Origin of the sequence: Polynucleobacter sp. UB-Piko-W3, from assembly GCF_018881635.1 — a bacterium.
In the GTDB taxonomy this organism is placed as follows: Bacteria; Pseudomonadota; Gammaproteobacteria; order Burkholderiales; family Burkholderiaceae; genus Polynucleobacter.
This window is the reverse complement of the sequence record NZ_JACVPY010000002.1, coordinates 1716824-1730675: the sequence shown is the minus strand read 5'-3', so window position 1 is coordinate 1730675 and position 13852 is coordinate 1716824. Positions and strand designations below refer to the sequence as shown.

Genomic DNA, 13852 nt, shown 5'->3' with positions numbered 1-13852 from the left:
TAATAAAAATAATGCGAAACCTTGGTGCCCATGGGCAGGATCGAACTGCCGACCTCTCCCTTACCAAGGGAGTGCTCTACCACTGAGCCACATGGGCCAATCTTTTGCTGCAAATTCTGGAGCGGGATAAGAGAATCGAACTCTTGACCGAAGATTGGAAATCTGCTGTTTTACCATTAAACTAATCCCGCACATCTGGTGGAGGGGGTAGGATTCGAACCTACGTAGGCATAGCCAACAGATTTACAGTCTGCCTCCTTTAGCCGCTCGGACACCCCTCCGCGAACCCAATATTCTGACTCCAAACGGAGTATCTGTCAATCACTCTAAGCGCTCTGCACAAGTAAAAACGCCCAGACCTAAAGGGGTCTGGGCGTCGCGTTGGTGCCCGGCAGTTACCTACTTTCACACGGGTAATCCGCACTATCATCGGCGTAGAATCGTTTCACTGTCCTGTTCGGGATGGGAAGGAGTGGTTCCAATTCGCTATGGTCACCGGGCGTAGAGGGTCGAGTTGCTGATAAATCAACAACTCTATTTGAGTAAGCATGTAATAAGGATGCAGATTAAATCTGGCAAACATCCAACACAATAGTGCTGGTTATAGGATCAAGCCTAACGGGCAATTAGTATCGGTTAGCTTAACGCATTACTGCGCTTCCACACCCGACCTATCAACGTTGTGGTCTTCAACGACCCTTTATGTAGGTTAAACCTACGGGAGATCTCATCTTCAGGCAAGTTTCCCGCTTAGATGCTTTCAGCGGTTATCTCTTCCATTCATAGCTACCCTGCGATGCTTCTGGCGAAACAACAGGTACACCAGCGGAATGTCCACTCCGGTCCTCTCGTACTAGGAGCAGCCCCCGTCAAATCTCCAACGCCCATGGCAGATAGGGACCAAACTGTCTCACGACGTTTTAAACCCAGCTCACGTACCTCTTTAAATGGCGAACAGCCATACCCTTGGGACCGGCTACAGCCCCAGGATGAGATGAGCCGACATCGAGGTGCCAAACACCGCCGTCGATATGAACTCTTGGGCGGTATCAGCCTGTTATCCCCAGAGTACCTTTTATCCGTTGAGCGATGGCCCTTCCATACAGAACCACCGGATCACTATGACCTGCTTTCGCACCTGCTCGACTTGTCGGTCTCGCAGTTAAGCACGCTTTTGCCATTGCACTTTAGGTACGATGTCCGACCGTACCAAGCGTACCTTCGTACTCCTCCGTTACACTTTGGGAGGAGACCGCCCCAGTCAAACTGCCTACCATGCACTGTTCCCGACCCGGATAACGGGCCAAGGTTAGAACCTCAAATAAATCAGGGTGGTATTTCAAGGTTGGCTCCAACAGAACTAGCATCCTGTTATCAACGCCTCCCACCTATCCTACACAGACCGATTCAAAGTCCAATGCAAAGCTACAGTAAAGGTTCATGGGGTCTTTCCGTCTAGCCACGGGTAGATTGCATCATCACAAACATTTCAACTTCGCTGAGTCTCAGGAGGAGACAGTGTGGCCATCGTTACGCCATTCGTGCAGGTCGGAACTTACCCGACAAGGAATTTCGCTACCTTAGGACCGTTATAGTTACGGCCGCCGTTTACTGGGACTTCAATCAAGAGCTTGCACCCCATCATTTAATCTTCCAGCACCGGGCAGGCGTCACACCCTATACGTCCACTTTCGTGTTTGCAGAGTGCTGTGTTTTTATTAAACAGTCGCAGCCACCTTTTTATTGCAACCCTTTCGTCCTTCCGTTGTTCACGGTCAAACTACAAGGGCGTACCTTATCCCGAAGTTACGGTACAAATTTGCCGAGTTCCTTCTCCTGAGTTCTCTCAAGCGCCTTAGAATACTCATCTCGCCCACCTGTGTCGGTTTGCGGTACGGTCTTGTTAGACTGAAGCTTAGAGGCTTTTCTTGGAACCACTTCCAATTGCTTCGTGAATAAATTCACTCGTCTCACGCCCTTGAATTACGCTACCGGATTTACCTAATAGCCATCTCCAACGCAAGAACCGGGACATCCAACACCCGGACAACTCTCCGCGATCCGTCCCCCCATCGCATCTAACAATGGTCAAGGAATATTAACCTTGTTCCCATCAGCTACGCATCTCTGCCTCGCCTTAGGGGCCGACTCACCCTGTTCCGATGAACGTTGAACAGGAAACCTTGGGCTTACGGCGAGGGGGCTTTTCACCCCCTTTATCGCTACTCATGTCAGCATTCGCACTTCTGATACCTCCAGCATCCTTTACAAGACACCTTCACAGGCTTACAGAACGCTCTCCTACCATCACATTGCTGTGATCCGCAGCTTCGGTTATATGCTTAGCCCCGTTACATCTTCCGCGCAGGACGACTCGATCAGTGAGCTATTACGCTTTCTTTAAAGGATGGCTGCTTCTAAGCCAACCTCCTGACTGTTTTAGCCTTCCCACTTCGTTTCCCACTTAGCATATATTAGGGACCTTAGCTGGCGGTCTGGGTTGTTTCCCTCTTGACACCGGACGTTAGCACCCGATGTCTGTCTCCCGTGCTTGCACTTGTAGGTATTCGGAGTTTGCTATGGCGCGGTAATCCGCAATGGACCCCACAACCATGACAGTGCTCTACCCCCTACAGTGATACACGAGGCACTACCTAAATAGTTTTCGGAGAGAACCAGCTATTTCCAGTTTTGTTTAGCCTTTCACCCCTATCCACAGCTCATCCCCTAACTTTTCAACGTTAGTGGGTTCGGTCCTCCAGTACGTGTTACCGCACCTTCAACCTGGCCATGGATAGATCAACTGGTTTCGGGTCTACACCCAGCAACTAGCGCCCTATTCGGACTCGCTTTCGCTACGCCTTCCCTATTCGGTTAAGCTTGCTACTGAATGTAAGTCGCTGACCCATTATACAAAAGGTACGCAGTCACCCCTTACGAGGCTCCTACTGTTTGTATGCACACAATTTCAGGATCTATTTCACTCCCCTCCCGGGGTTCTTTTCGCCTTTCCCTCACGGTACTTGTTCACTATCGGTCGATTACGAGTATTTAGCCTTGGAGGATGGTCCCCCCATATTCAGACAGGATTTCTCGTGTCCCGCCCTACTTGTCTCTAGCCTAGTACCACTCAATAATTTTCACATACGGGACTATCACCCTTTATTGTTGGACTTTCCATTCCATTCTGTTAATTACTGAGATATCACTAGAAGGCTCTTCCCATTTCGCTCGCCACTACTCTGGGAATCTCGGTTGATGTCTTTTCCTCTTGCTACTTAGATGTTTCAGTTCACAAGGTTCGCTTCTCATACCCTATGTATTCAGGTATGGATACCACAAAAGTGGTGGGTTTCCCCATTCAGAAATCCCCGGATCAAAGCTTATTTACCAGCTCCCCGGGGCTTATCGCAGGTTATAACGTCTTTCGTCGCCTGTAATCGCCAAGGCATCCATCATGTGCACTTATTCACTTGATCCTATAACGAGCACCATTGCTAGTACCTGTTACAGGTTTTACTTCTACTTCTGACATGTTTGCCGTAATCCAAACTGTAAGTACTTGTTAAGAACTTGGTAAAACTCGTTTGTATTACTGATTGATGATTCAATCTTTACCCTTATTACATTGTCAAATGTCCTCTCAAAGAAACATTTGACACTTTGCTTACTCAAATTTTTAAAGAACAGCCATAAATGGCAAAACTAAACAATCGTTAGATCGCTTAGTTTTGACATTTAGATGTTGGTGGAGGATGACGGGATCGAACCGACGACCCCCTGCTTGCAAAGCAGGTGCTCTCCCAGCTGAGCTAATCCCCCAACGTCCACTAAGTTTGTTTCTGGCTGGTGGTGGGTCTGGTAGGACTTGAACCTACGACCCCTGCGTTATCAACACAGTGCTCTAACCAGCTGAGCTACAGACCCGTGGCTTTTATTGTCAACCGATAAGTGTGGGCACTATAGCTCCAGCATCTTTTCTCTAGAAAGGAGGTGATCCAGCCGCACCTTCCGATACGGCTACCTTGTTACGACTTTACCCCAGTCATGAACCCTGCCGTGGCAGTCGCCCCCCTTGCGGTTAGGCTAACGGCTTCTGGCAAAACCCACTCCCATGGTATGACGGGCGGTGTGTACAAGACCCGGGAACGTATTCACCGCGACATTCTGATCCGCGATTACTAGCGATTCCAGCTTCACGTAGTCGAGTTGCAGACTACGATCCGGACTACGATGCATTTTCTGAGATTAGCTCCCCCTCGCGGGTTGGCAACCCTCTGTATGCACCATTGTATGACGTGTGAAGCCCTACCCATAAGGGCCATGAGGACTTGACGTCATCCCCACCTTCCTCCGGTTTGTCACCGGCAGTCTCTTTAGAGTGCTCTTGCGTAGCAACTAAAGACAAGGGTTGCGCTCGTTGCGGGACTTAACCCAACATCTCACGACACGAGCTGACGACAGCCATGCAGCACCTGTGTTCACTTTCTCTTACGAGCACCTAATGTATCTCTACTTCGTTAGTGACATGTCAAGGGTAGGTAAGGTTTTTCGCGTTGCATCGAATTAATCCACATCATCCACCGCTTGTGCGGGTCCCCGTCAATTCCTTTGAGTTTTAATCTTGCGACCGTACTCCCCAGGCGGCTGACTTCACGCGTTAGCTACGTTACTCAGGATGTAAATCCCGAACAACTAGTCAGCATCGTTTAGGGCGTGGACTACCAGGGTATCTAATCCTGTTTGCTCCCCACGCTTTCGTGCATGAGCGTCAGTGTTATCCCAGGGGGCTGCCTTCGCCATTGGTATTCCTCCACATATCTACGCATTTCACTGCTACACGTGGAATTCTACCCCCCTCTGACACACTCTAGCTATACAGTCACAGGCGCCATTCCCAGGTTAAGCCCGGGGATTTCACGCCTGTCTTGTATAACCGCCTGCGCACGCTTTACGCCCAGTAATTCCGATTAACGCTCGCACCCTACGTATTACCGCGGCTGCTGGCACGTAGTTAGCCGGTGCTTATTCTTCAGGTACCGTCATTCCCGGACTGTGTTAGAGCCGGTGTTTCTTCCCTGACAAAAGAGCTTTACAACCCGAAGGCCTTCTTCACTCACGCGGCATTGCTGGATCAGGGTTGCCCCCATTGTCCAAAATTCCCCACTGCTGCCTCCCGTAGGAGTCTGGGCCGTGTCTCAGTCCCAGTGTGGCTGATCGTCCTCTCAGACCAGCTACTGATCGTCGCCTTGGTGGGCTTTTACCCCACCAACAAGCTAATCAGGCATCGGCCGCTCTAATCGCGCGAGGTCTTTCGATCCCCCGCTTTCCCCCTCAGGGCGTATGCGGTATTAGCACAGCTTTCGCTGCGTTATCCCCCACGATAAGGTACGTTCCGATGTATTACTCACCCGTTCGCCACTCGCCACCAGGTGCAAGCACCCGTGCTGCCGTTCGACTTGCATGTGTAAGGCATGCCGCCAGCGTTCAATCTGAGCCAGGATCAAACTCTTCAGTTTAATTCCTGTGATCCTTGCGGATCGTCGCACTCATTCAAGAAATTGACTTGGTAATAAAACCAAATCTTTTTACTGTCTATGAGTACTATTTGTTTACATCTGTCCCGAAGGACTGGATGCTTTCGCCTAGTACCCACATTTATCGGTTGACTAATTTTTAAAGAGGGGCTGAATCGTTTTGAAAAACATCCAGCGAAGAGGTGAGACTATGACATACAAAAAGTGGGTTGTCAACACCTTTTGCAGTCTTTTTCCTAAAAAGGTGATGTTTTTTCTTACTTTAAAAATAAATCTAATCAAATCATGGCCTCGGAAGGAAAACTGCGCTTTTGATACTTTTTTGTGCGGTCCTTAATTTATTAGGGAAAACCCTGTAATTTTCATATAAGCCTGCTAATATATTGCAATGCACAATAAATTAGCTAGTAAATACTTACCCAGCAAGCCTTATTTTGCAAGGAAGGCTGTTCCCATACGAGAACTACATGCTGGACACACTAAGGAGATACTTCAGCACTTATTGCAGCTAAATGAAGGAGAACGCCGCCTACGGTTTGGCATACAGACCTCGGACGAAGTGATTGGGCGCTATGTTGGTTGCCTAGATTTCAATAAAGACGCAATTTTTGGCATCTTTGATTTGAATTTAAGGCTCATTGGAATGGCTCACTTGGCTTATTTACCCGTAGATGAGGGGAATGCGCGTGCCGCTAAATTTGGCGTTTCGGTCCTACCAGAAGGGCGCTCGCAAGGTTTTGGTACTGCGCTATTGCAGCGCTCCGCGGTTCATTCGCGCAATACGCGCATTGAGACTTTATATGTGCATTGTTTAACAAGTAATAAGGCAATGATGCATTTAGCGCAAAAAGCTGGCATGAGCATTGAATACGCTCATGGAGATGCTGATGCTTACCTCAAGTTACCACCAGCAAACCCCTCAACGATTGTTGAAGAGGCCGCCAATGAACAGTGGGCCGATATGGATTACGCATTAAAGCAAAACTTGAAGAGATCTCATCAGGCCTGGTGGTGGTTCTTTGGCAGGCCAAAGCTGGCGCCTTAATTTTCAGTTTTAATTTTTATTTGGTGCACCACGCAATATCCAGCTTGCTAAGAGTGATAAATCTGCATCACTTAATTTTGTATTAGCAGGCATGGGCACAACGCCCCATGCGCCCGCTCCACCTTTAGCAATTTTATTTTTCAAGAATGCTTGCGCATTTGAGTCTGCTTGATATTTTTGCGCCACTGATTCAAAACTAGGCCCGACAATCTTTTTATTGATTGCATGACAACCTAGACATGCGTTTTGTTTTGCAATTACAAATGCCTTTTGATCTTCGCTACTTGCTTGTGCATATTGAAAATGCGGTGCCAATATTGCAAATGCAAAAACTATTTTTATAAATTTAAAAGCTGAATCCATCAACATCTTTTTACAAAAAGATTATTGTTATTTTGGCGCGTTATCTGATTGCGATTGATCGGCCTTGCCTGCTTTTTCTAAGCGAGTTTTCTCGGCATCAGAAATGATATCGAAATAAACGTAGACATCCTTCACACCGTTTGTATTGCTAGTAATTTTCTTTGCTAACTCAGCTTCGCCTTGTGTCAAGATTCCCATCAAGTAAACGCTACTACCTTCAGCAACAATCGCCATTGAGTTAGATGGTAGCTTCTCCGTAAAGATCATTTGTGTTTTGATCTTAGATTCTAGATATGAATCGTTAGCACGTGCTGTGTAGCTGCTGTTAGGGCCAATGATGAGCTCGTTGTATACGGTGCGCGCATTCTTCATTGCTTTCACATATATATCCGCCTCACGCTTGAGGCCAGCATCTTTTACTTCGCCAGTCAACAATACCTTCTGATTGAATGAGGTGACATTAATGTGTGCATTGTCCCCAAACTTCTTGCTTAATGCGCCACTTGCCTCCCACTCGATTCCCTTGTCAATCGCTTGCACGCTAGGGCTGCGTCGGTCAGCCATGACAGTTGCGGTTGCGGTGACGCCGCCAACGGCAACAACTGCGCAAGATGAAAGTTGCGATACCGTCATCACTGCAAGAACAAGCTTAAGGAAAGAAGAGATTTGCATTTGTCTATTTTCTAAAATGAATTGATCCAAAAGCTTTAGTCGTACAAAACATGATCAACGCCATCACATAATCCGTGCAACAACACTAGGTGTGTTTCTTGAATACGTGCAGTGCGCGCAGAAGGGACGCAAAGATGGACATCGTCTTTGTCTAGCAAGGTAGCAATTTTGCCGCCGCCATTGCCAGTGAAGGCAATAATTTTGATGCCCATCTTCTTGGCCGCCTCTATTGCTTTGACTACGTTTTTAGAGTTACCCGAGGTTGAAATACCTAAAAGGATGTCGCCTTTCTTACCAAGACCGCGAACTTGTTTGCTAAAAATATCGTCATAGCTGTAATCATTTCCAACTGCAGTCAGAATGGATGAGTCTGTTGTTAACGCAATCGCTGCCAGCTCTTCACGCTCTCGCTCGAAACGCCCAAGGAGTTCTGCAGCAAAGTGCTGGGCATCAGCAGCGGAGCCACCATTGCCGCAGGCCATGATCTTGCCGCCAGATTTCAAACAATCCGCCATCGCCAATACTCCGCGAGCAACAGATTCTGGAAGGATTTTTTCAGCCTCTTGCTTTACCGCAATGCTGTCTAAAAAATGCTGTGATGCGCGTTTGCGCAAATGCTCAATAGTATCTTTATCCATGTCAATATTATGCGCCAAACTGGGGGTAATTTCTAAAGCAACGTATCCTCTCACTTATGACCAATCTTACGCAGAAGATGTCCACATGGAAATAGGCTCATTTGATTTTTTAAAACAACAGGATTTGCCTGCTGGGGCTCTCTACATGCTTGCCACACCCATCGGCAATATGGGAGACATCACTTTGCGCGCGCTGCATGTGTTGAACGCCGTCGATGGCATTGCCTGCGAAGACACCAGACACAGCGCGGCCCTGTTACAGCAATTCGGTATTCATAAAAAATGTCTGGCACTACACGAGCACAATGAAGTTGGGGGTGCACAAACAATGATTCAGAGCCTAGCAAATAACGAGCGCTGGGCATACATTTCTGATGCGGGCACTCCAGGAGTCTCCGACCCTGGCGCTAGATTGGTACATGAAGTACAGAAAGCGGGGTATCGAGTTATCCCCATTCCTGGTCCTAGCTCAGTATCTTGCGCAATATCGGCATCGGGCTCCGTCATGCTGAATTCAGAAGGGCGCTTTCAATTTTTAGGATTTTGGCCCAACAAAACTAAAGAGCGAGATGCCGTGTTACAGGATATTTGCAGCAGCATAAAAACCAGCATCTTTTTTGAGTCTCCGCATCACATTCGCGAAACTCTACTTATCCTTGCAAATGCCTTGGAGTCAGGGCGACAAGTATTGATTTGTCGTGAACTCACTAAAAAGTTTGAGCAGATTGCTTCAATTCTGGCGGGTGAAATCGCATCATGGCTAGAAAATGCGGAGAGCTTAAAGGGTGAATTTGTTATTTTGGTTGCAGGGCGCCAAGCCAGCTCTGGTGAGGCTCCCGAGCATGCCTCCCTCTTGCTGTGGGCAAATACTCTTAGCCCTTATCTGGGCAGTAAAGAAATTGCCACTGTTTTATCGCAAGCCTTAGGCATTACAAAAAAGGAGGCCTATCAAGTTGCCTTAGATGCAAAAGATGGGAGTGAGCAGAAATAAAAGTTGGCCTGTACCCAACTTTTTTGGAATACGCTAAATTTTATTTAGCCGTCGAAGCAGTAGCATCCTGAATATTTAACTGGGCCACTGGTTTAATCAGTTGCTCAGTGGTAGCAGAAGGCTCGCCACGCTTGCCATTATTTACAAACACCATCAACAATAAAATAACGATCAGGGGTACAAAAAAGCTTGCAAACACCATGATGATGAGTTGTTTTGGGGACTTAATTAGATTTCCGTGCTCGCTGCTCATAAGAATTTATTATTAGTTGGGTTTAAGGGTTGTTTAGCGGTGATTATAACTAGTGGGTAGGGCTATAAGGCACTTACAATAGTGGGGCATGCAGTTTCGCTGGCGCCCGTAGCTCAGTGGATAGAGTATTGGCCTCCGAAGCCAAGGGTCGCAGGTTCGATTCCTGCCGGGCGCGCCAAAACAAGGGGGTTTTGCCCTACATCATGCGTAATGTTGTAAAAGCCACTATCATTCACTTCTAACTTATTGATTCTTATCGTGTCTACACATTTAAATTCAGCCCTTTCAGAGCCTTCCCTAGCCAATCCCTTGCCTCCTGAGGCGCCATTGCCACACCGCAAAATTATTCGGAGCTGGCTAATCCCAATGGCACAAGGCGAGACAGGCCGCGCCATCATGCTCCTCATGATTGATGCCGCCCTATGGCTTGGTTGCATTGCCGGCACAGTCTTTGTTGAAAATATTTTCCTCAAGCTTGTATTCGGTATGGTCGCTGGATTTGTCACTGGTCGTATCTTTATTTTGGGTCACGATGCTTGTCATCAAAGCTTCACACCTAATCGTGAGCTCAATAAAGTATTAGGCCGCATTGCATTCTTGCCGTCACTCACACCATATAGCTTATGGGATGTTGGACACAACGTAGTGCACCATGGCCAAACAAATTTAAAAGGTTTTGACTTTGTTTGGGCCCCTCTATCAAAATCTGAATATGACGTGCTACCCTCATGGCGCAAGGCTCTAGAGCATCTTTACCGTAGCGGCTGGGGTCCAGTTTTCTACTACCTCATTGAGATTTGGTGGAGACGCGAGTACTTTCCAAATGCTAAAAATAAGCCGGGAGATCGCCCCATTTTCTTAAAAGATAATTTGCTTGTTACTGGTTTTGCAATTATTTGGCTTGCTTGCTTAATTACTGGTGCAATTGCTACTGGTCAGTCCATCTGGCTTGGTCTCATTGCTGGTTTTGCAGTTCCTTTCTTATTTTGGAACGGTATGATTGGTTTTGTGGTCTATGTTCACCATACACATCCATCCGTCTCTTGGTATGACAAAAAGTCTGAGTGGTTACGTGCCCAGCCGTTTGTTTCGACTACAGTCCACCTGACATTCAACTGGGTTTGGGGCTCATTGATGCACCACATCATGGAGCACACAGCCCATCACGTAGATATGAGCGTACCCCTTTATCGCCTCCAAGAGGCCCAAAACACCCTGGAAACCATCCTTCCAGAGCGTATTTTTGTGCAAAAGTTCTCCTGGGACTGGTATTTCGATACTGCCCGCAAGTGCAAGCTCTATGACTTTGAAAACAAGGCCTGGCTGGACTTTGATGGCAATAAAACGGCTGATTCAGTCAGGGTTGTCCTGAGCCCAGCCCCAGCGGGACAAAACGGGTAAAATAGACCTCCTGTTTAAAGATTGCCTTACCCCGGATTGCTCATGACTACTTCAACTCCAGCCGCCACCCAAGATACCTCTCAGAGCCTTAAGTTTTGCTCTTCTTGTAGCCGCGAAAAACGCCTTGAGGGTGGCACCTGGATTCCGACGAGCAATCGTAAACAGCGCTGGATTTGCGCCAGCTGCCTTTACAACCGTACACACCGCACCGGCTCAGCTAAAACTTAATACCTAGTGCTGGCGAAGGCCATCACTCAGATGGGAAATGAAATTCAATCCCAAATGAAACGCTGACAATGAATACCCAAGATACATTTCAATTTGCCCAGACTCATGAGTGGGCCAATCTTGAACGCGATGGCTTAGTGTGGGTTGGCATTAGCAACCATGCTCAAGAAGCATTAGGTGATGTCATGTTCTTTCAAGCGCCTAAGCTTGGTCAACAAGTAAAGCAAGGCGAGACCATTGCAGCGATTGAATCCGTAAAAGCGGCAAGCGATATTCATGCGCCAATAAGCGGAGAAATTGTTGCCATCAATGAACAGCTTGATGCATCCCCTGAAGTACTTAATGAAAATCCTTACGGTGTTTGGTTATTCAAAATCAAACCAAGCTCAGATAGCAATCTTGCATCCGAGCTTAAGCAATTAATGAGTTTAGAAAAATATAACGCTACTGTCGGCGCTTAATCCTAAAATCAGATTGTGATGGGGTCGCGCTCAATCAACCAGCGGACGCGCGCTGTTTTGCTAATACGCCCCTGAGAGTTTTCGCGTAAGCCTCGATCCACCGCTTCCAAAACTTCCTGCAACTGTTTGCGGCTGTCAGATTCAATCAGGAGTTGGGCGCGCTCCGTGCCCGCAACTCGCATGACTGCTTTTGGAACAGGATCATAGACTCGCAGGCCTTGGAATATAAATCCCTGTGACTTTATTTGCGCCTTTAGAGTGCTTAAAAATTGAATGGCTTTATCCAAACTTTTCGCCTCAGCATGCACTAGAGCTTGATATGAAAAAGGTGGTAAACCAGCCTCCCGTCTCTCGCTAGCAATATGAGATAAAAATCCATCTACATCGTGTGCAAGCAAATATTGAAACACTGCCGACTCGGGGTATTGAGTCTCAATATAAATATCTCCGCCGTCTTGACCATCTTTTCCAGAGCGCCCTGCACGACCAGCCACCTGCACCAATTGTGCAAATAGTCTTTCTGCGGCCTTAAAGTCTTGAGAGAACAATCTCGCATCTGCATCTAATACGGCTACGAGTCCGATGTTTTGATAGTCATGTCCTTTGGCAATCATTTGTGTACCAACCACAATATCCACCTTGCCCTGATGAATTTCTTGGAATAGATCCTCTGCGCCTTTACTGCTTCTGCTGGAGTCTGTATCAACTCGCAAGACTCTGGCGCCTGGCCACATCTCCTCAATGGCATCTTCAATCTTTTGTGTACCCCGTCCTAGAGTTTTGAGATCAGCATTTCCGCAATCGGGGCAATGGCTTGGAATGGATTTCGCCAGGCCGCAATGATGACAGCTCAAGACAGGTTTTTTAGTCAATGCGCCCGCTTTATGCATCACCATATACGAGCTGCATTGCTGACATTTAGAAAGCCACGTACAAGCGCTACAACTTAATACTGGGGCATACCCTCTGCGGTTAATTAAGATGAGACTTTGTTTTTTATCTTCTAAATTTTTACTGATGGCCTTAGCTAATGTCTTGGTGATCGAACTTTTGCCCTTAGGTTTACTGATATCGCCAGGGCTATATTGATTCTGTGGATCACGTGTGTTGATGAGGTGAACTTTAGGTAAGCTGGCTCCCTGAGCCCTCTGGTCAAGCCGAATGTGCTCATAGCGTCCGGCTTGAGCAGCCAACCAAGTTTCTAAAGAGGGTGTAGCTGAAGAAAGCAGGATTGGTACTTTCACATCATGTGCTCTCCAAATCGCAAGGTCCCGCGCCGAATACCGAATACCATCTTGCTGTTTATAGGATGGGTCATGCTCTTCATCCACAACGATTGCGCGCAGATTTGGAAGTGGGGTTAATGCTGCCAATCTTGTGCCCAAAATAATTTGCGCCTTACCAGTCATCGCCTCATACCAGGCAATGCCTCTTTCTTTTTCTGTTACTCCACTGTGCAGTACCACCATTTTCTTTTCGGGAAAATAAGCGCGTACTCTTCGCTCTAGCTGTGGTGTCAAATTAATCTCGGGGACAAGGAGTAGCACTTGTGCGCTGGCATCATCTAAGACCGCACTTAACCAATTTAAAAAAACTGCAGTTTTTCCACTGCCTGTTTGGCCCTGAAGCAGCATTGTCTTAAATTCATTTTTCCTGCTGCTGCAATGACGCAATTTCTCCAAGGCCTGGTTTTGTTCTAGATTAAGGTCTGCCTCTTGAATGAATCCTTCGCTTTGCTCTAGCTGAACTTTTTTCTTTTTCTTTTCTTCTGCAGTGATGAGTTTTGCGGGAATTTTTTCCCAGTTATCTGGCTTTTTCCACATCTGTGGAATCGTTGGAATGATCGTTTCGCCAAGCGCATGAATGTAATACTGGCTTGCAAAGTTAATCAGCCCTAAGGCTGCTGGATCTAGGGGGGGAAGTGGGGCAACCCTATTGATTGACTTTAGCTTTTCTATCTCAAAATCAGAGTGAGTGCCAACTTTGATAACTACCCCTATCAGGCTTGATCGCCCAAAAGGCGCCTCAACAAGCTGTCCTATCTCTGGGGGTGTGCCCAGTCTTTCAGAATTCCATAAGTAATCGAAGCCTTGGGCCAAGGGCCTATCAACAACTACCTGAACCACAATTTGTGGGGCCATTTTTTACTGAGGTCTTTCTTTTTACCTGTGGATAAGTCTGTGGATATCATCCAATGATTTTGATTTACAAGCTAATTTACCAGTTAGCGAACTGTGCACAGTTTTCGAGCTTTTTTATTAAA

The 13852-nt window shown here is 47.1% G+C and carries 10 protein-coding genes, 6 tRNA genes and 3 rRNA genes; 6 read left to right on the top strand and 13 right to left on the bottom strand.

The window, feature by feature from the left end; translation table 11 throughout:
• Positions 1 to 22: 22 nt before the first annotated feature.
• The 8 genes from ICN31_RS09205 to ICN31_RS09170 form a co-directional block, all read right to left on the bottom strand.
• Positions 23 to 97, bottom strand: a tRNA-Thr gene (locus tag ICN31_RS09205).
• A 20-nt stretch (positions 98 to 117) separates the two neighbouring features.
• Positions 118 to 191 (bottom strand) — tRNA-Gly (locus tag ICN31_RS09200).
• Positions 192 to 196: 5 nt separating this feature from the next.
• Positions 197 to 281: transfer RNA gene (locus tag ICN31_RS09195), tRNA-Tyr, on the bottom strand.
• A 105-nt stretch (positions 282 to 386) separates the two neighbouring features.
• Positions 387 to 500 (bottom strand): 5S ribosomal RNA (gene rrf / locus ICN31_RS09190).
• 105 nt (positions 501 to 605) lie between these two features.
• Positions 606 to 3479, bottom strand: a 23S ribosomal RNA gene (locus tag ICN31_RS09185).
• Between the two features lie 267 nt (positions 3480 to 3746).
• Positions 3747 to 3822: transfer RNA gene (locus ICN31_RS09180), tRNA-Ala, on the bottom strand.
• A 28-nt stretch (positions 3823 to 3850) separates the two neighbouring features.
• Positions 3851 to 3927: transfer RNA gene (locus ICN31_RS09175), tRNA-Ile, on the bottom strand.
• Positions 3928 to 3986: 59 nt separating this feature from the next.
• A 16S ribosomal RNA gene (locus ICN31_RS09170) occupies positions 3987 to 5519 on the bottom strand.
• Together the 16S, 23S and 5S rRNA genes with 5 tRNA genes alongside form the textbook arrangement of a ribosomal RNA operon.
• Positions 5520 to 5925: 406 nt before the next feature.
• Here ICN31_RS09170 and ICN31_RS09165 point away from each other — a divergent pair.
• A complete protein-coding gene (locus tag ICN31_RS09165; protein WP_216260618.1) occupies positions 5926 to 6582 on the top strand; it encodes a GNAT family N-acetyltransferase in 657 nt (218 codons plus the stop codon).
• 9 nt (positions 6583 to 6591) lie between these two features.
• On the opposite strand, the gene ICN31_RS09160 is transcribed toward ICN31_RS09165, so the two are convergent.
• Genes ICN31_RS09160 through ICN31_RS09150 form a run of 3 tightly spaced genes read right to left on the bottom strand, consistent with a single transcriptional unit; the run spans position 6592 to position 8255 of the window.
• Entirely contained in the window at positions 6592 to 6945 is a 354-nt protein-coding gene (locus ICN31_RS09160) for a c-type cytochrome (protein ID WP_255530955.1), read from the bottom strand.
• A gap of 27 nt (positions 6946 to 6972) precedes the next feature.
• Positions 6973 to 7617 carry a BON domain-containing protein gene (locus ICN31_RS09155; protein WP_216260616.1) on the bottom strand — a complete coding sequence of 215 codons (645 nt, stop codon included), beginning with the start codon at positions 7615 to 7617 and terminating at the stop codon, positions 6973 to 6975.
• A gap of 35 nt (positions 7618 to 7652) precedes the next feature.
• Positions 7653 to 8255 (bottom strand): phosphoheptose isomerase, encoded by a 603-nt coding sequence (locus tag ICN31_RS09150; protein ID WP_216260615.1) that lies wholly within the window; start codon positions 8253 to 8255, stop codon positions 7653 to 7655.
• Positions 8256 to 8340: 85 nt separating this feature from the next.
• On the opposite strand from ICN31_RS09150, the gene rsmI reads away from it, so the two are divergent.
• Positions 8341 to 9246: a 16S rRNA (cytidine(1402)-2'-O)-methyltransferase gene (gene rsmI / locus ICN31_RS09145; RefSeq protein ID WP_216260613.1), complete on the top strand. Its 906-nt coding sequence runs from the start codon at positions 8341 to 8343 to the stop codon at positions 9244 to 9246.
• Between the two features lie 40 nt (positions 9247 to 9286).
• Here the strand turns inward: rsmI and ICN31_RS09140 are convergent, their stop codons facing one another.
• The gene (locus ICN31_RS09140) at positions 9287 to 9499 is read right to left on the bottom strand and encodes a hypothetical protein (protein WP_255530954.1); all 213 of its coding nucleotides are present in this window, start codon (positions 9497 to 9499) and stop codon (positions 9287 to 9289) included.
• A gap of 102 nt (positions 9500 to 9601) precedes the next feature.
• Here ICN31_RS09140 and ICN31_RS09135 point away from each other — a divergent pair.
• The 4 genes from ICN31_RS09135 (at position 9602) to gcvH (ending at position 11589) form a co-directional block, all read left to right on the top strand.
• Positions 9602 to 9677, top strand: a tRNA-Arg gene (locus tag ICN31_RS09135).
• Positions 9678 to 9757: 80 nt separating this feature from the next.
• Complete coding sequence (locus tag ICN31_RS09130) at positions 9758 to 10900, top strand: fatty acid desaturase (RefSeq protein ID WP_370624316.1); 1143 nt, start codon at positions 9758 to 9760, stop codon at positions 10898 to 10900.
• A gap of 42 nt (positions 10901 to 10942) precedes the next feature.
• The gene (locus ICN31_RS09125; RefSeq protein ID WP_129560400.1) at positions 10943 to 11128 is read left to right on the top strand and encodes a hypothetical protein; all 186 of its coding nucleotides are present in this window, start codon (positions 10943 to 10945) and stop codon (positions 11126 to 11128) included.
• A gap of 68 nt (positions 11129 to 11196) precedes the next feature.
• A complete protein-coding gene (gene gcvH / locus ICN31_RS09120; RefSeq protein ID WP_216260610.1) occupies positions 11197 to 11589 on the top strand; it encodes a glycine cleavage system protein GcvH in 393 nt (130 codons plus the stop codon).
• An 8-nt stretch (positions 11590 to 11597) separates the two neighbouring features.
• Here the strand turns inward: gcvH and priA are convergent, their stop codons facing one another.
• Positions 11598 to 13730: a primosomal protein N' gene (priA, locus tag ICN31_RS09115; RefSeq protein WP_216260608.1), complete on the bottom strand. Its 2133-nt coding sequence runs from the start codon at positions 13728 to 13730 to the stop codon at positions 11598 to 11600.
• Positions 13731 to 13852 lie beyond the last annotated feature (122 nt).

Coding starts and splice junctions, on each gene's coding strand:
- ICN31_RS09165 (WP_216260618.1), top strand. CDS start 5,926: ATGCACAATAAATTAGCTAGTAAATACTTACCCAGCAAGCCTTATTTT.
- ICN31_RS09160 (WP_255530955.1), bottom strand. CDS start 6,945: ATGGATTCAGCTTTTAAATTTATAAAAATAGTTTTTGCATTTGCAATA.
- ICN31_RS09155 (WP_216260616.1), bottom strand. CDS start 7,617: ATGCAAATCTCTTCTTTCCTTAAGCTTGTTCTTGCAGTGATGACGGTA.
- ICN31_RS09150 (WP_216260615.1), bottom strand. CDS start 8,255: ATGGATAAAGATACTATTGAGCATTTGCGCAAACGCGCATCACAGCAT.
- rsmI (WP_216260613.1), top strand. CDS start 8,341: ATGGAAATAGGCTCATTTGATTTTTTAAAACAACAGGATTTGCCTGCT.
- ICN31_RS09140 (WP_255530954.1), bottom strand. CDS start 9,499: ATGAGCAGCGAGCACGGAAATCTAATTAAGTCCCCAAAACAACTCATC.
- ICN31_RS09125 (WP_129560400.1), top strand. CDS start 10,943: ATGACTACTTCAACTCCAGCCGCCACCCAAGATACCTCTCAGAGCCTT.
- gcvH (WP_216260610.1), top strand. CDS start 11,197: ATGAATACCCAAGATACATTTCAATTTGCCCAGACTCATGAGTGGGCC.
- priA (WP_216260608.1), bottom strand. CDS start 13,730: ATGGCCCCACAAATTGTGGTTCAGGTAGTTGTTGATAGGCCCTTGGCC.